The sequence below is a fragment of the Mordavella massiliensis genome (genome assembly GCF_016901695.1).
Lineage (GTDB): Bacteria > Bacillota > Clostridia > Lachnospirales > Lachnospiraceae > Claveliimonas > Claveliimonas massiliensis_A.
Genome location: NZ_JACJKS010000010.1, coordinates 58,923 through 77,382, shown reverse-complemented (window position 1 = coordinate 77,382; position 18,460 = coordinate 58,923). Strand labels below are relative to the sequence as shown.

At 59.7% G+C, this 18,460-nt stretch carries 16 protein-coding genes; 15 read left to right on the top strand and 1 reads right to left on the bottom strand.

The window, feature by feature from the left end:
• Positions 1 to 37: 37 nt before the first annotated feature.
• The 11 genes from mraY (at position 38) to H6A20_RS08490 (ending at position 10,978) form a co-directional block, all read left to right on the top strand.
• Positions 38 to 994 (top strand): phospho-N-acetylmuramoyl-pentapeptide-transferase, encoded by a 957-nt coding sequence (gene mraY, locus H6A20_RS08540; protein ID WP_204906701.1) that lies wholly within the window; start codon positions 38 to 40, stop codon positions 992 to 994.
• An 18-nt stretch (positions 995 to 1,012) separates the two neighbouring features.
• A complete protein-coding gene (gene murD, locus H6A20_RS08535; protein ID WP_204906700.1) occupies positions 1,013 to 2,377 on the top strand; it encodes a UDP-N-acetylmuramoyl-L-alanine--D-glutamate ligase in 1,365 nt (454 codons plus the stop codon).
• A gap of 13 nt (positions 2,378 to 2,390) precedes the next feature.
• On the top strand, positions 2,391 to 3,476 hold the full coding sequence (locus H6A20_RS08530) for an FtsW/RodA/SpoVE family cell cycle protein (RefSeq protein ID WP_204906699.1): 1,086 nt from the start codon (positions 2,391 to 2,393) through the stop codon (positions 3,474 to 3,476).
• Positions 3,477 to 3,496: 20 nt separating this feature from the next.
• Positions 3,497 to 4,234 (top strand): cell division protein FtsQ/DivIB, encoded by a 738-nt coding sequence (locus tag H6A20_RS08525; protein ID WP_204906698.1) that lies wholly within the window; start codon positions 3,497 to 3,499, stop codon positions 4,232 to 4,234.
• Between the two features lie 140 nt (positions 4,235 to 4,374).
• Positions 4,375 to 5,595: a cell division protein FtsZ gene (gene ftsZ / locus H6A20_RS08520; protein ID WP_204906697.1), complete on the top strand. Its 1,221-nt coding sequence runs from the start codon at positions 4,375 to 4,377 to the stop codon at positions 5,593 to 5,595.
• Positions 5,596 to 5,811: 216 nt separating this feature from the next.
• A complete protein-coding gene (locus tag H6A20_RS08515) occupies positions 5,812 to 6,600 on the top strand; it encodes a sigma-E processing peptidase SpoIIGA (protein ID WP_204906696.1) in 789 nt (262 codons plus the stop codon).
• A gap of 15 nt (positions 6,601 to 6,615) precedes the next feature.
• Positions 6,616 to 7,356 carry an RNA polymerase sporulation sigma factor SigE gene (gene sigE / locus H6A20_RS08510; RefSeq protein ID WP_204906695.1) on the top strand — a complete coding sequence of 247 codons (741 nt, stop codon included), beginning with the start codon at positions 6,616 to 6,618 and terminating at the stop codon, positions 7,354 to 7,356.
• A gap of 50 nt (positions 7,357 to 7,406) precedes the next feature.
• Entirely contained in the window at positions 7,407 to 9,014 is a 1,608-nt protein-coding gene (locus tag H6A20_RS08505; RefSeq protein WP_204906694.1) for an MBL fold metallo-hydrolase RNA specificity domain-containing protein, read from the top strand.
• Between the two features lie 153 nt (positions 9,015 to 9,167).
• Positions 9,168 to 9,947, top strand: coding sequence for an RNA polymerase sporulation sigma factor SigG (sigG, locus tag H6A20_RS08500; protein ID WP_204906693.1), 780 nt, complete (start codon positions 9,168 to 9,170; stop codon positions 9,945 to 9,947).
• Positions 9,948 to 10,036: 89 nt separating this feature from the next.
• A complete protein-coding gene (locus H6A20_RS08495; RefSeq protein WP_204906692.1) occupies positions 10,037 to 10,693 on the top strand; it encodes an HAD family hydrolase in 657 nt (218 codons plus the stop codon).
• 21 nt (positions 10,694 to 10,714) lie between these two features.
• Positions 10,715 to 10,978 (top strand): glyoxalase, encoded by a 264-nt coding sequence (locus tag H6A20_RS08490; RefSeq protein ID WP_204906691.1) that lies wholly within the window; start codon positions 10,715 to 10,717, stop codon positions 10,976 to 10,978.
• A gap of 177 nt (positions 10,979 to 11,155) precedes the next feature.
• On the opposite strand, the gene H6A20_RS08485 is transcribed toward H6A20_RS08490, so the two are convergent.
• Entirely contained in the window at positions 11,156 to 11,581 is a 426-nt protein-coding gene (locus H6A20_RS08485; protein ID WP_204906690.1) for a hypothetical protein, read from the bottom strand.
• Between the two features lie 157 nt (positions 11,582 to 11,738).
• On the opposite strand from H6A20_RS08485, the gene pth reads away from it, so the two are divergent.
• The 4 genes from pth (at position 11,739) to H6A20_RS08465 (ending at position 18,252) form a co-directional block, all read left to right on the top strand.
• Complete coding sequence (gene pth / locus H6A20_RS08480; RefSeq protein WP_204906689.1) at positions 11,739 to 12,323, top strand: aminoacyl-tRNA hydrolase; 585 nt, start codon at positions 11,739 to 11,741, stop codon at positions 12,321 to 12,323.
• Positions 12,324 to 12,330: 7 nt separating this feature from the next.
• Positions 12,331 to 15,669 (top strand): transcription-repair coupling factor, encoded by a 3,339-nt coding sequence (gene mfd / locus H6A20_RS08475; protein WP_204906688.1) that lies wholly within the window; start codon positions 12,331 to 12,333, stop codon positions 15,667 to 15,669.
• Between the two features lie 76 nt (positions 15,670 to 15,745).
• Positions 15,746 to 16,822 (top strand): peptidyl-prolyl cis-trans isomerase, encoded by a 1,077-nt coding sequence (locus H6A20_RS08470; RefSeq protein ID WP_204906687.1) that lies wholly within the window; start codon positions 15,746 to 15,748, stop codon positions 16,820 to 16,822.
• A 200-nt stretch (positions 16,823 to 17,022) separates the two neighbouring features.
• On the top strand, positions 17,023 to 18,252 hold the full coding sequence (locus H6A20_RS08465; protein ID WP_204906686.1) for an aspartate aminotransferase family protein: 1,230 nt from the start codon (positions 17,023 to 17,025) through the stop codon (positions 18,250 to 18,252).
• Positions 18,253 to 18,460: the final 208 nt, after the last annotated feature.

Genomic DNA, 18,460 nt, shown 5'->3' with positions numbered 1-18,460 from the left:
TTCGGTTATAAAAACGAAAGAGACGAGAGGTGTATCTATGGACTATACAATTTTTCTGCCGGTGCTGATCTCCTTTGCACTGAGCGTAATCATGGGGCCGCTGGTGATCCCGGTGCTCCGCAGGATGAAAATGGGTCAGACCGAGAGGGAGGAGGGCGTGAAGTCCCACCTGAAGAAGGCGGGCACCCCCACCATGGGAGGGGTGATCATCCTGACTGCCGTGACGGTCACGTCCATCTTCTATATCGGCCGGTATCCCAACATCATCCCGGTCCTTTTTGTGACACTCGGGTTCGGGCTGATCGGCTTTCTGGACGATTATCTGAAGGTGGTGCTGCGGCGCTCTGACGGGCTGTTCCCCCGGCAGAAGATGGCCCTGCAGATCCTGGTGACATCCATCTTTGCCTTCTACCTTGTGAAATTTACCGACATTCCCCTGACCATGCTGATCCCCTTCTCCGGGGGCCGGTACCTGGATATCGGATGGCTGGCGGTGCCACTCCTTTTCGTGGCGGTGATCGGCACGGTCAACGGGGTGAACTTTACGGACGGCCTGGACGGCCTGGCCTCCAGCGTGACGGTCCTCGTGGCCACCTTCTTCACGGTGGTCGCCGTGGGGACGAAGAGCGGCATCGAGCCCGTCACCTGCGCGGTGGTGGGGGCGCTCCTTGGTTTCCTCCTCTTCAACGTATATCCGGCCAGCGTGTTCATGGGTGACACGGGTTCCCTGGCTCTGGGCGGGTTCGTGGCTTCCGCGGCCTACATGCTGCAGATGCCCGTCTTCATCATCATCGTGGGACTCATCTACCTGGTGGAGGTGCTCTCGGTGATGATCCAGGTTACATACTTTAAAATGACAGGCGGAAAGCGCTTCTTCAAGATGGCGCCCATCCACCATCACTTTGAGCTGTGCGGCTGGTCTGAGACGCGGGTTGTGGCGGTGTTCTCCATCATCACGGCCATCCTCTGTCTGATCGCCCTCATGGCCATGTAGGGGAAGGAGATATTCGTTATGGAAGTAGCAGGAAAAAAAGTGCTTGTGTTCGGACTGGGGAAAAGCGGCATCGGAGCCGGCGCCCTCCTGGAAAAACGGGGCGCGGCGGTCATCCTCTATGACGGCAACCCAAACCTTGACACGGAGGCAGTGCGCAGGAAAGTGAGAGAGGGAAGCAGCGCCCGGATCGTCGCCGGCGCATTCCCGGAGGAGCTGCTGGATGAGCTGGACCTTGTTGTCTTAAGTCCCGGCGTGCCCACGGACCTTCCTGTGATCGAAAGGATGCGGCAGGCAAAGATCCGGATCATCGGCGAGATCGAGCTGGCGTACCTGTTCGGGAAGGGGGAGATCCTAGCCATCACCGGGACGAACGGCAAGACGACCACCACGTCCCTCCTGGGCGAGATCATAAAGAATGCTTATGAGAGCGCCTTCGTGGTCGGCAATATCGGGAACCCCTATACGGAGATCGTGGATGAGACAGGGGACGACTCTGTCATCGTGGCGGAGATGAGCAGCTTCCAGCTGGAGAGCATCGACACCTTCCGCCCCCGGGTGTCCGCGATCCTCAACCTGACGCCGGACCACCTGAACCGGCATCACACCATGGAGGCCTACATCCGGGCGAAGATGAACATCACGAAGAACCAGACGGGGGACGACTTCTGCATCCTGAACTACGAGGATGAAGTGCTGTGCCGGTTTGGGGAGGATCCGGCTCTTGCGCCCCGGGTGCTCTGGTTTTCCAGCGCCCGGCCTGTGGAAAATGGCATGTATCTGGAAGACGGCCATATACTGTACAGGAGGGACGGCGGCGTAGCGGAGACGCTCTGCGCCGTGGAGGAGCTCCAGCTCCTCGGCACCCACAACTATGAGAATGTCATGGCTGCCGCTGCCATGGCCCTTGCCTACGGCGTGCCCGCAGATACGGTGCGGGAGACGGTGAAGGCCTTCCGGGGCGTGGAGCACCGCATCGAGTTCGTAGCAAAGAAGGGCGGCGTAGCCTACTATAATGACTCCAAGGGGACGAACCCGGACGCGGCCATCAAGGCCGTGCAGGCCATGCGGCGCCCCACGGTGCTCATCGGCGGCGGGTACGACAAGCAGTCGGACTACCGGGAGTGGATCGAGAGCTTTGGCGGGAAGGTGAAGCAGCTCGTGCTCCTGGGGGAGACGAAGGAGAAGATCGCCTCCCAGGCGCGGGCATGCGGATTCACGGACATCGTGTTCGCGGACACCTTCGACGGGGCGGTGCGGACGGCTGCACGGGCGGCGCAGCCGGGAGACGCGGTCCTTCTGTCTCCCGCGTGCGCAAGCTGGGATATGTTTAAGAGCTACGAGGAACGGGGCGATAAATTCAAAGAGATCGTAAATTCCCTGTAAAGGAGACCGCAGATTGCCTGATCCGGTAAAAAAGAAACGATATGACTACACACTGCTGGCGGCGCTCTTTGCCCTGCTCCTGGCGGGGCTTGTGATCCTCCTGAGCACCAGCGCATGGAACGGGGAAGTGAAGTTCCACGATCCCTTCTACTATCTGAAGAAGCAGTTGTTTGCCACGAGCATCGGCCTTGCCGGCATGTATGTGACAGTGCATGCGGACCTGCGCGTGCTGCGGCGCCTGGCCCTGCCGGCCTACCTGGCGGCGGTGGCGCTGTCGACGGCGGTCCTTTTCGTGGGAGATGCGTACAACGGGTCCAGAAGATGGCTGTCTTTGGGCCCGTTTTCTTTTCAGCCATCCGAGTTCGCCAAGGTGGCCGTGATCCTCTTTCTGGCCGACCTGGTGACGCGGTACGCGGACCGGGTGAAGCGCATGCGGGTCCTGGCAGGCATCATGGTCCCGGTCCTTCCTGTGGCGGGCCTGGTGGGGGCCAGCAACTTAAGCACGGCCATCATCATCCTGGGGATCGCTGTGATCCTGGTGTTCATCGCCAGCCCGAAGTACGGCCAGTTCATCTGGATGGGCGTGACCGCCTGCGCCTTTCTGGCCGTGTTCCTCATGCTGGAGAGCTACCGGCTGGAGCGGCTGGCGATCTGGCGAAACCCGGAGGCGTATGAGAAGGGGTACCAGACGCTGCAGGGGCTCTACGCCATCGGGAGCGGCGGCCTGTTCGGCCGGGGGCTGGGCAGCAGCGTGCAGAAGCTGGGGTTTGTGCCCGAGGCGCAGAATGACATGATCTTCTCCATCATCTGCGAGGAGCTGGGTCTGTTCGGCGCGGGCCTCATCCTTTTGCTCTTCCTCATCCTCATCTGGCGGTTCTACGTCATCGCCAGCCGGTCGGAGGACCTCTTCGGGGCCCTCGTCGCGGCGGGCGCCATGGGTCACATGCTGATCCAGGTGATCCTGAACATCGCGGTGGTGACCAACACCATACCGAACACCGGCATCACCCTCCCCTTTGTCAGCTACGGGGGCACCTCCGTGGTGTTCCTCCTGGTGGAAATGGGGCTTGTGCTGCGCGTATCATCTCTGGTAAAATAACAGGAAAAAAGGAGACAGCTATGAAACAAAAGAAGCAGGGACACAAAATGTCTCATAAAATATATGCGTTTATCGTGATCCTCCTGGGCCTGGCGATCCTTCTTCTGGGCGCCTTCCTCCTCACCTACGTGCAGAAGATCGAGGTGGAGGGGAACGAGTACACGGACAGCCAGGAGATCGTGGATCTGGTGGAGGAGGATCCCCTCTCCCTCAACTCCCTGTACCTGCTCTGCAAGTACCGCTATATGGACTACGAGATGCCGGGGAACTTACGATCCATCAAAGTCTCCCTCGCGGCGCCCTGGTCCGTGCGCGTGACGGTGTCTGAGAAGAAGATCCTCGGATACGTGGCAGGCGCAGATGGGAATGTGTATTTTGACCGGGAAGGGACGGTTGTCCGGAAGGCGCCGGATGTGATGGAGGGAGTCCCCTGCATCGAGGGACTGGACGTCTCGGGGGCAGAGCTGTATGAACCGCTGGAGAACGGGGACGGGAAGCTCTTTGACTCCATCCTTGCCGTGACGGAGGATGTGAAGGAGCTGGAGCTTGCGCCGGACCGCGTCGTGTGCAGCGGGGAGCAGATCCAGCTCTGGTTCGGCGAGGTGTGCGTCCTTCTCGGGGACGATATCACCACGGAAAAGATCGCCCAGATCCGGCCGATCCTGGAGAAGCTGGAGGGGCAGTCAGGGACGCTCCACCTGGAACATTTCATGGAAAAGGGGGATGCAGTGACCTTTGACGCGGGTGAACTGCCGTAAAATGAGCGGAAATCCTCAAAAACAGAGAAAATTCTATTGATATTTTGGACAAAAGCCTATATTATATAGTATATATGGCAGACTGCCATTATGGGAAGTATAATTATATAATAAGGATAGAAACAAAGGAGGAGAAACCCTTGCTAGAGATTAAAACAAACGAGTCGGAAGCGGCGGCAAAGATTATAGTTGTTGGAGTGGGAGGCGGCGGCAATAACGCTGTCAACCGGATGATCGACGAGCAGATTGCCGGCGTTGAGTTTATCGCTATTAATACAGACAAGCAGGCGCTCCAGTTATGCAAGGCGCCCACACTGATGCAGATCGGAGACAAGATCACGAAGGGACTGGGCGCAGGCGCCCGCCCGGAGATCGGAGAGAAGGCGGCCGAGGAGAGCGCGGAGGAGATCTCCGCAGCGCTCAAGGGCGCGGACATGGTGTTCGTCACCTGCGGCATGGGCGGCGGAACCGGAACAGGCGCGACTCCTGTCGTGGCCCGCATCGCCAAGGAGCAGGGCGCTCTCACAGTAGGCGTTGTGACCAAGCCTTTCCGCTTCGAGTCCAAGACCCGCATGAACAATGCGCTGGCGGGCATTGAGAAGCTGAAGGAGAATGTGGACACGCTGATCGTCATCCCCAACGACAAGCTTCTGGAAGTGGTGGACAGAAGAACGACCATGCCCGAGGCGCTGAAGAAGGCGGATGAGGTTCTCCAGCAGGGTATCCAGGGCATCACGGACCTGATCAACGTACCGTCCCTGATCAACCTGGACTTTGCGGATGTACAGACTGTTATGACAGACAAGGGCATCGCCCATATCGGTATCGGACAGGGCCGCGGCGACGACAAGGCGCTGGAGGCTGTGAAGCAGGCGGTTGCAAGTCCGCTGCTTGAGACGACCATCGCGGGCGCATCCCATGTCATCATCAATATCTCAGGAGACATCACCCTCATGGATGCCTCCGATGCGGCGGAGTTCGTGCAGGAGCTGGCAGGCGAGGATGCGAACATCATCTTCGGCGCCATGTACGACGACTCCAGAGCTGACGAAGCGACGATCACTGTCATTGCGACGGGATTACATAACGTGGGCGGTACTTCCTCCAAGCTCAAATCCAGGCTTGAGGGACGCTCCGGCATGGTTCCCCCGGCAAGCAGCTATGACAGACAGTTGAATGCAGCCCATACAGCACACACGGCACACAGCGTGAAGCCGGATCTCGGCGCGGTTCCCACCGGCGCAGGCAGCGGCGTGAAGCGCCCGATGGGCGGCACGACCCCCTCCCTGGAGACGCCCAGGACTCCCACCAGCAAGGTGAAGGAACAGTCCATCAAGATCCCGGATTTCTTTAAGAAATAACAGAACAGACAAGACGATGCAGAGACTGCGCGTGAGGACGCGCGGTCTCTTTTTTGTGCCATTCTTTCGGAATCTTTTGTTTTCTGTCGATAAAATCTCCGGCGACGGCGGCACCATCTGACAAATTTTGGAGCCTCCCAGTCTTTATAATAAAGTCTGCCCGGGTTCAGAAGATGGAAGATGCAGGCCCTGCACAAAAGAGGAAGAAGGTGGAATGTGGAATATGAACTGTATATAGACGTATTTTTTCTGGAAAATTTTATGATGGATCATCTGCTGCTCCTGCTTGTCGGGCGGATACTGAAAAGCTCTGCCACGCCTGGACGTACCGCCCTGGGAGCGCTGGCCGGCTCCGCGCTCTTTTGCGCGGCTGTCGCGGCGCCGCTTCCCTGTCCCGTCATAAAATTTTTTGTATTTCACGCGGGGATCAGCACAGCCATGCTGCGGCTCGCCCTGCGGGTGCCCTGGGGCCGGCAGATGGCCCGCGCCCTGGGGATTCTGTACGGGGCCGGGTTCCTTTTGGGCGGGATCCTGTCGTCCCTGTCCCAGTACCGGGCGTTCGTGGAGGTGGGAAGCCTCTTCTTTGCCCTGGCTGTGGGAAGCTACTATGCCGCCTCGGGGATCCTGTGGCTTTTGTCCCTTGCGGGGCGGCGCGCGCGGTGCAGGCGTACGGCGGATCTCTACTGGGAGGGCCGGCATCTGCAGGTGCCGGCGGTCATAGACACGGGAAACGCCCTCACAGACCCCGTAAGCGGCGAGCCGGTCAGCATTCTGGAGCGCACGGCGGCGGAGGAGCTCTTCGGCGGGCAGCTTCCGGAAGGCCTGCGCTTCATCCCCTACCGCTCCGTCGGAAAGAAGGAAGGGGTGCTCCCGGCTGTCAGGCTGGGGAGGCTCTGCGTCAGCGGGGAGGGGGAGCAGTGGACAGAAGGGCCGCTTGTCGGCATCAGCGACGAAGATTTGTCTTCAGACGGAACATACCGGATGCTGCTGCATCCGGATCTATAGATGGGAGGAAATGACATGACAGTTCAGACAGTATTGCAGGACCGGTTCAGGCTTCGCCTGCTTCCGGGATTTCGGACGATCTTTTTTCCGGAAGGGGGAGAGATCCACTACATCGGGGGCTCCGACATCCTGCCGGCGCCCCTGGAGGCTCAGGAGGAGACGGCGGCCATCGCAAGGCTCGGCACGCCGGGGGACAAGGCGGCCCGCAAGCTCCTCATAGAGCACAACCTGCGCCTGGTGGTGTACATAGCGAAAAAGTTCGACAACACAGGCGTGGGGGTGGAGGATCTGATCTCCATCGGGACCATCGGCCTGATCAAGGCCATCAACACCTTTGCGCCGGAGAAGAACATCAAGCTGGCCACCTACGCGTCCCGGTGCATCGAGAACGAGATCCTGATGTACCTGCGCAGGAACAACAAGACAAGGATGGAAGTGTCCATCGACGAGCCGCTCAACGTGGACTGGGACGGGAATGAGCTCCTGCTCTCCGATATCCTGGGGACCGAGGAGGACACGATCTACCGGGACCTGGAGCAGGAGGCGGAGAAGAAGGTGCTTGGGAAGGCGCTGGAGCGGCTGACCAGCAGGGAGCAGACTATCGTGCGGCTCCGGTTCGGCCTGGGCGTGCCCGGCGGGGAGGAGAAGACCCAGAAGGAGGTGGCGGATGTGCTCGGCATCTCCCAGTCCTACATCTCGCGGCTGGAGAAGAAGATCATGCAGCGGCTGCGCAGGGAAATGGTAAAATATTCATAGCCACAGCCCCGGGAAAATGGTAGAATAAAAACAAAAAGGGGTTGAAGGATATGAAGCTTACTTTTATCGGCGCCGCCCACGAAGTGACCGGGAGCTGCCACCTGCTGGAAGCCTGCGGGAAACGCGTTCTCATCGACTGCGGTATGGAGCAGGGACCGGACCTGTACGAGAACCAGAAGCTGCCGGTGACAGCGGGAGAGATCGACTACGTGCTCCTGACCCATGCACATATCGACCATTCCGGCAACATCCCCCTTCTTTGCAAGGAGGGCTTTTCCGGGGATGTGGTCACCACCTTTGCCACCTCGGACCTGTGCAGCATCATGCTCCGCGACAGCGCCCACATCCAGGAGTTTGAGGCGCAGTGGCGGAACCGCAAGGCGAGGAGGAGCGGCGGGGAACTGTACGAGCCCGTCTACACTATGGCGGACGCGGACGCGGCCATCCGCCTCTTTGCCCCCTGCGACTACGGGCAGCTCATCGACCTCTGCGAGGGCATCCGGGTCCGCTTCAACGACGTGGGGCATCTGCTCGGCTCCGCCAGCATCGAAGTGTGGGTGACGGAGGGGGATCTCACGAAGAAGGTGGTCTTCTCCGGGGACGTGGGCAACACAAACCAGCCCATCATCAAAGATCCGCAGCCGGTGCGGGAGGCGGACTACGTGGTGATCGAGTCCACCTACGGAGACCGGCTCCACGGGGATGAGATCCCGGACTATGTGAGCGAGTTTACGGGGATCCTTAAGGATACCTTTGACAAGGGAGGCAATGTGGTCATCCCCTCCTTCGCGGTGGGCAGGACCCAGGAGCTTCTGTACTTCATCCGGGAGATCAAGGAGAAGAACCTCCTTCCGGAGTACCCGTCCTTTGAGGTGTACGTGGACAGCCCGCTTGCCATCGAGGCCACCACGGTCTTCAACAAGAACGTGCAGTCCTGCTTTGACGAGGAGGCCATGGCCCTTGTGGACCAGGGGATCAACCCCCTCATCTTCCCGGGGCTCAAGACGAGCATCACCACGGAGGAGTCCAAACAGATCAATCTGGACGAGCGGCCCAAGGTCATCATCTCCGCCTCCGGCATGTGCGAGGCGGGCCGGATCCGCCACCATCTGAAGCACAATCTCTGGCGCAGCGAGTGCACGGTCTGCTTTGTGGGATACCAGGCGGTGGGCACCCTCGGGCGCAAGCTGCTGGAGGGCGCCCAGGTGGTGAAGCTCTTCGGGGAGACGATCTCGGTGAACGCCCGGATCGTGTCCATCAAGGGCATCAGCGGCCACGCGGACAAGAACGGCCTGCTGCGCTGGCTGGAAGGCTTTGAGAAGAAGCCGGACCGGGTGATCGTGGTGCACGGGGAGGACACGGTGACGGAGACCTTTGCCCGGACGGTGGAGGAGGAGACCGGCTGCCCGGCCTTTGCCCCCTTCTCGGGCGGCAGCATCGACCTGGCCACCGGCGAAATCCTGACAGAGGGGCTGCGCATCCCGAAGAAGGCGGCCGAGAAGCCAGCCAGGGCCAGGGCGCGGGCGGCCTTTGACAGAGTGGTGGCCGCGGCCAGACGGCTGATGGAGGTGGTCATGAAGAACGAGGGGCTCTCCAACAAGGACCTTGCAAAGTTCGAGACCCAGATCCAGAACCTGGCGGACAAGTGGGACAGATAGAGCGCCCCTGCTTTTGTATGTGAGAAAAAAGTTTTAGCCTTTTGTCAAGGGCTAAAACTTTTTTTATTTTTCCCGGAGACCGTATAAGGCTGTGCCGGCTGGAGAAAATCTTACTGTACAAGATGAGACGACAGCTGAAGGAGGTCCGGTGTGATGGCACAGGGGAAGGTAGAGATCTGCGGGGTGAACACGTCAAAGCTCCCGCTCCTGACAGAAGAGGAAAAGGAGGAACTGCTCCGCCGCATCCGGGAGGGGGATGAGGAGGCGAAGGAGAGGTACATCCGGGGAAACCTGCGGCTCGTGCTCAGCGTGATCCGGCGGTTCCCGGGCAGCAGCGAGAACCCGGACGATCTGTTCCAGATCGGCTGCATCGGGCTGATCAAGGCAGTGAATAACTTTAACACGGAGCTGGATGTGAAGTTTTCCACCTACGCGGTGCCCATGATCATAGGGGAGATCCGGCGTTACATGCGGGACAACAACTCCATCCGGGTCAGCCGCTCCCTGCGGGATACGGCCTACAAGGCCATCCACGCCAGGGAGCTGTACATGAAGCAGCATCTGAAGGAGCCTACCGTGCAGGAGATCGCGCAGGAGATCGGTATCTCGGGAGAGGACATTGTGTTCGCCCTGGATGCCATCCAGGCGCCCATGAGCCTCCAGGAGCCGGTGTACAGCGACGGGGGAGACGCCCTATATGTGATGGACCAGATCAGCGACCGGAAGAACCGGGAGGAGAAGTGGATCGAGGATCTCTCCCTGGAGGCGGCCATGGAGCGGCTGAGCGAGCGGGAGCGGTACATCATACGGCTGCGCTTCTTTGAGGGGAAGACCCAGATGGAGGTGGCGGAGCAGATCCGGATCTCCCAGGCCCAGGTGAGCCGCCTGGAAAAGCACGCCCTGCGGGCTATGCGGCAGTACCTGAGCAGTTAGGGGCGGGCGGCTGAAAAATTCCGTTGAAATTTCAGCCGCTTCATACTATGATAGGAGGGAAAGAAGAAGGAAAGGAAGAACCGTGTGTGATGAAAGGCTGCATTTTTGACTTGGACGGAACACTGACGGATACACTGGAGTCCCTGACGTACTCTGTGAACCTGACGCTGCAGGAGATGGGCCTGCCCCTGATCTCCCGGGACCAGTGCAGGAGGTTCGTGGGGGACGGCGCCAGGAAGCTGCTGGAGCGGACCCTTAAAGCGTGCGGGGATGCGCATCTTGTAAGGCTCGGGGAGGCAGTGCAGGTGTACGGGAGAATATTCCACGACAACTGTACATATCATGTAACACCTTACGACGGCATCCCGGAGATGCTGCGGGAGCTTAAGGGAAAGGGCATCCGTCTGGCGGTGCTCTCCAACAAGCCCCACGCCCAGGCGGTGGACGTGGTGCGGGAGATCTTCGGCGACGGCGTCTTTGACCTGGTGCAGGGGCAGACGGAGAAGCTCCCGAGAAAGCCGGATCCGGCGGGCGTTCTGTACCTGCTGGACAAGATGGGGATCCGGAAGGAGGACTGCCTGTATGTGGGGGACTCCGAGGTGGATGTGGCCACAGCCAGGGCGGCCGGCGTAGAGGAGGCGGCGGTGACCTGGGGATTCCGGAGCCGGGAGACGCTTCTTGCGGCCGGGGCCCGGACGCTTATAGATACCCCGTCGCAGCTTGCGGCGTTAGCGGACCAGAATTAGATAGAAGGGAGGAGAGGGAAGATGTATGAGTATGATGAGGAATGCCTCCAGGTGTTCCTTGACCAGCAGGGAAAGCTGTTCGACGAGCCGGTAGCCGGCACGCCGGAGGAGGCGGAGGCTTTTCTTGAGGACTGCATGGCAGTCGTGGTGGACAGCATCCAGGAGGTGGAGAGCTACTTCCAGGAGGAAGGCATCGACGTGGAGGGCATGTCCATGGAAGAGCTGGAGGAGGCCGCAGAGGTCTTCGCCCTTCCGAGCGGCAGATACCTGATCGTGGAGGGATAGCTGACGAAGTGAAACCGCCCGCGGAGGCACGGCAGCAGAGGCTGCCTCTCCGGGGCGGTTTTTTGTACTGGCGACGAGCCAAAGTCCGGGCTTGCCCGAGACCTTGGCGACCGCTTACAATCCCGGAATGTGCCTTTTGGCACTTCCGGTGATTGCCGGCTGTTCCGCCGGGAAGGACTACTGCTCTGCGTCCGCGAGGGCGTCCGCGACCGCGTCCACGATGACCTGGGAAGTGAAGGCGGCGTCCGCCGGGAACTGGAGGTCTGTGAGGGACTGGGTCTGGCAGATCTGCTGTGCGATGTCCTCCATGGCCGGCTGGGCCAGGGGCAGCATGGCGGCCGCCGTCTCATCCATGTTGGTGAAGCGGATGGAGTGGATGCCCGTGTCGTCCACGGAGACTTCCACCTCCAGATCTGTATTGTTCAGGGTCAGGGAGGAGGTGTAGACGCCGGGCTTATAGCTTCCTTCGCTTTCTTTTTCCCTGTCCTTCGGGAAGAACATGAAGACGAGGAGCAGGATGAGGAGAAGAGCCAGTGCGGCGAAAATGACAGTGTAGATGATCTCCTTCATGTGGAGCACGACGATTTTTGTTCTGGAACTCATAAAAAAGCCCTCCTGTACCACAATGGCAGTATATTCATTCTTTACAGTGTATGCCGCCGGCGGGGAAAATATTCCCGGCTTTCGCGTGACAAACCGGCTGTATCCTGCTAAGATAGGGAAGGCAGAGACTGGAAGCCGCACAGAAAGGTGGAACGATATGTTTATCATAGCAGGACTTGGAAATCCCGGGGCGCTCTACGAGGGCACGCGCCACAATGCCGGGTTTGATGTTATAGACGCGCTGGCGCGGGAATATACTATCTCCGTAGATTACCGGAAAAGCCGGGCCCTCATCGGGAAGGGCGTCATCGAGGGGCAGAAGGTGCTCCTCGTAAAGCCGCAGACCTACATGAATCTGAGCGGGGAGAGCATCCGCGCCCTGACGGACTACTACAAGATCGACGAGGAGACAGAGCTGATCGTGATCTATGACGACGTGAGCCTGGATCCGGGCCGGATCCGCATCCGCAAGAAGGGGAGCGCCGGCGGGCACAACGGGATCAAGAGCATCATCTCCCACCTGGGGACACAGGTGTTCCTGCGCGTCAAGGTGGGCGTGGGGGAGAAGCCGAAGCAGTATGATCTGGCAGACTATGTGCTGGGCCATTTTTCCGCGGAAGAGAAGGAGAAGATGGAGGAAGGGTACCGGCAGGCCGTGGAGGCCGTGAAGTACATGGTGACGGACCGGGTGGACGAGGCCATGAACGAGTACAACCGCAAAGCGGGGACAAAGGAGCTGTAAGACAGACATGAAAGCGCTGACGAAGCCGCTTGGCGGCCTGGCGGAATTTGAGGAGATAGAAAAAGAACTGAGCAGGGAACAGGGGCTTCTGCAGGTGTCGGGCTGCGTCCGCTCCCAGAAGACGCACCTGATCTACGCCCTGTCCGGCGGCTCTTCGCGGCGGGTGATCGTGTGCGCCAGCGAGTCCAGGGCCCGGGAGGTGTACGAGGAGTACCGGTTCCTCGCAGGGGATGCCTTCCTGTATCCGGCCAAGGACTTCCTGTTTTACCAGGCGGATCTTAGGAGCCGGGAGCTGATGCGGGAGCGGATGTCCGTCATCCAGGCGGTCCTGGAGCGGGAGGAGATCACGGTCATCGCCAGCTTTGACGCCTTTATGGACGCGCTGCCGGCGCCGGAGGAGGTGCGGGGGCAGGTGATCTCCATTGAGAGCGGCGCCTCTGTTGATTTTTCCGGCATCCAGGACAGACTGGCGCGGGCGGGCTACGACAGGGAAGCACAGGTGGAAGGTCCGGGGCAGTTCGCGGTCCGGGGCGGGATCCTGGACATCTACCCCATCACGGGGGAACTGCCCGTGCGGGTCGAGCTGTGGGACGATGAGGTGGATTCCATCCGCACCTTTGACGTGGAGAGCCAGCGGTCCATTGAGAACCTGGAGCAGGTGCGCATCTATCCCTGCGAGGATGTGGAGCGGGAGGGGAAGCGGGTTTCCTTCCTGGACTATTTCTCTCCGGCGGACACGGTCCTCTACCTGGACGAGCCGGTCCGCCTGCTGGAGAAGGGCGGATCCGTGGAGAGCGAGTTCGTGGAGGCCCAGGCGAGGCGCATGGAGAGCGGGTATGAGGTGAGCGACGCGGAGATGATCCTCTACCATGCGGCGGATGTGGCGAAGCGGATGAACCGGTTCTCCTGCGTGGGGCTGTGCGCCCTGGAGACGCGGTGCCCGGAGCTTAAGGTGCGGGGCAGGTACCACCTGGAGACGAAGAGTGTCAATCCCTACAACAGCAGCTTTGAGATGCTCACCCGGGACCTGAAGCGGCTGAAGCGGGAAGGGTACCGGGTCGTACTCCTGTCCGGTTCCCGGACGAGGGCGAAGCGGCTGGCGGAGGATCTGCGGGACTACAACCTGAGCAGCTTCTACAGCGACGACCTGGACCGGGAGGTGGAGCCGGGCCAGATCATGACCGCCTACGGGCATGTGGCGGAGGGGTACGCCTACCCCCTCCTCAAGTTCGAGGTCATCTCCGAGACGGACATCTTCGGAAAGGTGAAGAAGAAGCGCCGGAAGCGGACCTACGAGGGGAGCAGGATCCAGAGCTTCTCGGAGCTGAAGGTGGGGGACTATGTGGTCCATGAAAGCCACGGGATCGGGATCTACCAGGGCATTGAGAAGATCGAGGTGGACAGGGTCGCCAAGGACTACATGAAGATCTCCTACGCCCAGGGGGGCAATCTCTACATCCCGGCCACGCAGCTTGACCTGATCCAGAAGTATGCGGGGGCGGACGCGAAGAAGCCGAAGCTGAACCGCCTGGGGACCCAGGAGTGGAACAAGACGCGCACAAGGGTCCGGGGCGCGGTCCGGGAGATCGCCCGGGACCTGGTGGCCCTCTACGCCGCCCGGCAGGAGCAGGAGGGCTATGTCTACGGCCCGGATACGGTGTGGCAGAAGGAGTTTGAGGAGATGTTCCCCTTCGAGGAGACGGAGGACCAGCTGGCCGCGATCGAGGCGGTGAAGGAGGACATGGAGAGCCGCAGGATCATGGACCGGCTGATCTGCGGGGACGTGGGATACGGCAAGACGGAGATCGCCATCCGGGCGGCCTTCAAGGCGGTGCAGGAGAACAAGCAGGTCGTCTATCTCGTGCCCACCACCATCCTGGCCCAGCAGCACTACAACACGTTTGTCCAGCGGATGAAGGAATTCCCGGTGCGGGTGGACCTGCTGTGCCGCTTCCGCGCGCCGGCCCAGCAGAAGAAGACCATCGAGGACACGAAGCGGGGACTGGTGGACATCATCATCGGCACCCACCGGGCCTTAAGCGACGATCTGAAATACAAAGACCTGGGGCTGCTCATCATTGACGAGGAGCAGCGGTTCGGCGTGCAGCACAAGGAGAAGATCAAGAAGCTGAAGGAGAATGTGGATGTGCTGACCCTGACCGCCACCCCCATTCCCCGCACGCTCCACATGAGCCTCATCGGCATCCGCGACATGAGCGTGCTGGAGGAGGCGCCGGAGGAGCGGATGCCCATCCAGACCTACGTGATGGAGTACAACGACGAGATGGTGCGGGAGGCCATCGAGCGGGAGTGCGCCCGCCAGGGGCAGGTGTACTATGTCTACAACCGGGTGGAGGACATCGCGGAGGTCACGGCCCGGATCCAGCGGCTCGTGCCGGATGTGACGGTGGCCTTCGCCCACGGCCAGATGCGGGAGCACGAGCTGGAGCGGATCATGTACGCCTTTATCAACCGGGAGATCGACGTGCTCGTCTCCACCACCATCATTGAGACGGGCCTGGACATCCCCAACGTCAACACGATGATCATCCACGACGCGGACCGGCTGGGTCTCTCCCAGCTCTACCAGCTCCGGGGCCGGGTGGGACGGTCCAGCCGGATGGCCTACGCCTTCCTTCTGTACCGCCGGGACAAGCTTCTGAAGGAAGTGGCGGAGAAGAGGCTTGCCGCCATCCGGGAGTTCACGGACCTGGGGTCCGGCTTCCGAATCGCCATGCGGGACCTGGAGATCCGGGGCGCCGGGAACCTGCTGGGGGCGGAGCAGCACGGCCACATGGAGGCGGTGGGCTACGACCTGTACTGCAAGATGCTCAACGAGGCTGTGAAGCACCTGAAAGGGGAGACCGAGGAGGAGGAGACTTTCGCCACCACCATCGACCTGAACGTGGACGCCTACATCCCGGATACCTACATCCCCAACGAGTACCAGAAGCTGGATGTGTACAAGCGGATCGCGGCCATCGGGAACGACGAGGAGATGGACGACATGCTGGAGGAGCTCATCGACCGGTTCGGGGACATCCCCCTGCGGGTGCAGAGGCTGCTTGCCATCGCCGGGCTCAAGGCCCGCGCCCACAAGGCCTATGTGACGGCCGTGGAGCAGAAGGAGTCACGGTACGTGTTTACCATGTATGAGCGGGCGAAGGTAGATCCCCTGAAGATACCGGACATGCTCGCCGCGTACAAAGGGAGTCTTGTTTTCCGGGCGGAGGAGCCGCCGTACTTTGTGTATGAGAAAAAGGGCGGCAGCAGGAAGGCCAGGGAGGAAGACCCGCTGGAAGTGGTGAAAAAAGTGTTAATTTCCCTGGAGGGATTGCTTGAATAGGGGAAAAAAGGTATAATATGGAGGATGCACCGGGCGGAAGCGCCCAAGAGCACCGAGATAGGAGGATACAGTTACAATGAAAAAGAGAGCGGTTATGCTGCTGCTGACCGGTGTCCTGGCGGCAGGGATGCTGACGGGATGCGGGACTGTGAAAGACAGCGATGTGGCGGTGACTGTGAACGGCACGGATATCACAGGAGACGTGGCGAATTTCTATGCCAGATATACGCAGGCCCAGTATGAGACGTACTACGCGGGCTACATGGGCGAGGACATGTGGACCGGCGAGGGCCAGGACGGGGAGACGTACCAGGATACGGTGAAGGAGTCGGTCCGCACGTCTCTGGAGAATATGTACCTGATGGAAGAGCACATGGACGACTATGAGATCGCCCTGACGGACGAGGAGAAGGCGGCCATCGAGGAGGCTGCGGGGGAGTTTGACGCGGCCAACGGGCTGACGGAGAAGGATCAGGTCTCCGGCAGCAGGGATACGGTGGAGCGCGTGCTGGAGCTTCTGACCATCCAGAGCAAGGTGCAGGCGGCCATCGAGGCGCAGGCGGACACGGAGGTCTCCGATGAGGAGGCGGCCCAGAAGAAGATGCAGTACGTCGTATTTGCCTTCAGCACCACCGACGAGGAGGGCAATACCGTGGACCTGACGGATGAGGAGAAGGAGGAGCTGAAGACCACCGCGGAGGCGTTCGCAGAGGGCGCGGCCGGCGCGTCGGATTTCGCGGCCTACGCCACCGAGCAGGGCCAGACGTCCCAGGACGCCACATTTGACGCGGAGACGACCACGCTTCCCACCCAGCTTGTGGAGGCGGCGGACGCCCTGGAGGAGGGCGGCACGACCGGCCTGGTGGAGGGCGACAACGGCTACTATGTGGCCCGGCTCACAAGCCTTCTTGACCGGGAAGCCACGGACACAAAGAAGCAGGAGATCGTGTCGGAGCGCCAGCAGCAGCTTGTGAACGACACCATTGACGGGTGGCGCGAGGACGCGAAGATCGACGTCCACGAGGGCGTGTGGAAGAAGATTGACTTCACGACGCTCACAGTGACCATGAAGCAGGAGGAAGCGTCCCCCTACACAGACGAGGTCATGACGGACGACCAGGCGGAGGAGCAGGGCGAGGACGCCCTGGAGTAATCCGGGAACATCCCTGAGACCATCCTGAGACCATCCGGGAGTCATCCTGCAACTGGATTGTACGTAAAAAAATACAGAGCGCGCTCTTGACGGAGGCGCAGGACAGGGCTATACTTTTACCCGTAAGGCAAAGGTGTCACACATGAAAATGTGTGGCACCTTTTTTGTATATCTGCATTATAGAAAGGAAGGCGCTTCGTATGAAACTGAAAGATACCGGAATGACAGCAAAAGAGCTGAAAGCAATGGTGAGAAAGTATATGGTGGAGACCTATCCCAGATTTGATTTTGTGGCTGAGAGGGCAGAGGGAATGTACCTGTATGACGAGAAGGGGGAGGCCTATCTCGATTTCTACGGCGGCGTGGCGGTCAACAGCCCCGGCAACAGAAATGAGAAGGTGGTGGCAGCCATCAAGGAGCAGGCGGACGACATTATCCACACATTTAACTATCCTTATACGATCCCCCAGGCGCTCCTTGCAAAGAAAATCTGTGATACCATCGGTATGGATAAGATCTTTTACCAGAATTCCGGCACAGAGGCAAACGAGTGCATGATCAAGATGGCCAGAAAGTATGGAACCGACCATTATGGCCCAAAGAAGTATCAGATCATCACAGCGGAACATGGATTCCACGGAAGGACATTTGGCTCCATGGCTGCCACAGGCCAGCCGGAGACAGCCATCCAGGAAGGATTCGGGTCCATGGTTCCCGGATTTGTCTATGCCAGGTTCAACGATCTGGAAGATTTTGCCTCCAAGATCACAGAAAATACCATCGCCATTATGATAGAGCCTGTGCAGGGTGAGGGAGGCGTGCACCCGGCCACCCAGGAATTCATGGAAGGACTGCGGAAACTCTGCGATGACCATCATCTGCTCCTTCTCCTGGACGAAGTCCAGACAGGATGGGGAAGGACAGGAGCCCCCATGGCCTACATGGGATACGGCGTGAAGCCGGACGCGGTCTCCATGGCAAAGGCCATGGGCGGGGGAATGCCCATCGGAGCATGTTGTGCCAGAAAAGAAGTGGCTGAGGCCCTGGGAAGCGGAACCCACGGCTCCACCTACGGCGGCAGCCCTATCGCCTGTGCTTCCGCCCTTGCCTCCATCTCGGAGATCCTGGACCGGCACCTCTCTGAGAATGCAGAGGAGGTGGGCGCCTATCTGATGGAACAGCTTCGGACGCTGCCCCATGTAAAAGAGGTGAGAGGACGGGGCCTGCTGGTGGGCGTTGAGTATGACATCCCCATCGCCATGGAAGTGAAATGGGGTACCTTCAAAAGACATGCGCTGATCACAGCCATCGGCGACAGCATCAACCGTATGATCCCGCCCCTGATCGCCACAAAGAAGGATGTGGACCTGCTTGTGGAGAGGATGCGGGGCGCTGTCTTGGAGGCGGCGCAGGCCATGCAGGCGGCGTAGAGCAAAGATTAAAGAATTTAAAATTCAAAAATGTAAAGGTTATATGTAGAGATAAGAAGAAAGATGATTTTCCGTGTCAATACTAACAGGAAAGTCATCTTTTGTTATATATGAAAATTGTATATAGATGATGTGAATGAGCATATAGAAATTATTAATTTGCGGAGGGGAAGGTAAAATGTTAGACTTTTTTTATGCTAAATATAAA

Bases quoted from the DNA above. Each gene is read 5' to 3' on its own strand.
- mfd (WP_204906688.1), top strand. From the start codon at position 12,331: ATGAAAGCGCTGACGAAGCCGCTTGGCGGCCTGGCGGAATTTGAGGAG.
- H6A20_RS08470 (WP_204906687.1), top strand. From the start codon at position 15,746: ATGAAAAAGAGAGCGGTTATGCTGCTGCTGACCGGTGTCCTGGCGGCA.
- pth (WP_204906689.1), top strand. From the start codon at position 11,739: ATGTTTATCATAGCAGGACTTGGAAATCCCGGGGCGCTCTACGAGGGC.
- sigE (WP_204906695.1), top strand. From the start codon at position 6,616: ATGACAGTTCAGACAGTATTGCAGGACCGGTTCAGGCTTCGCCTGCTT.
- mraY (WP_204906701.1), top strand. From the start codon at position 38: ATGGACTATACAATTTTTCTGCCGGTGCTGATCTCCTTTGCACTGAGC.
- H6A20_RS08465 (WP_204906686.1), top strand. From the start codon at position 17,023: ATGAAACTGAAAGATACCGGAATGACAGCAAAAGAGCTGAAAGCAATG.
- H6A20_RS08525 (WP_204906698.1), top strand. From the start codon at position 3,497: ATGAAACAAAAGAAGCAGGGACACAAAATGTCTCATAAAATATATGCG.
- H6A20_RS08485 (WP_204906690.1), bottom strand. From the start codon at position 11,581: ATGAGTTCCAGAACAAAAATCGTCGTGCTCCACATGAAGGAGATCATC.
- sigG (WP_204906693.1), top strand. From the start codon at position 9,168: ATGGCACAGGGGAAGGTAGAGATCTGCGGGGTGAACACGTCAAAGCTC.
- H6A20_RS08490 (WP_204906691.1), top strand. From the start codon at position 10,715: ATGTATGAGTATGATGAGGAATGCCTCCAGGTGTTCCTTGACCAGCAG.
- murD (WP_204906700.1), top strand. From the start codon at position 1,013: ATGGAAGTAGCAGGAAAAAAAGTGCTTGTGTTCGGACTGGGGAAAAGC.
- H6A20_RS08505 (WP_204906694.1), top strand. From the start codon at position 7,407: ATGAAGCTTACTTTTATCGGCGCCGCCCACGAAGTGACCGGGAGCTGC.
- H6A20_RS08495 (WP_204906692.1), top strand. From the start codon at position 10,037: ATGAAAGGCTGCATTTTTGACTTGGACGGAACACTGACGGATACACTG.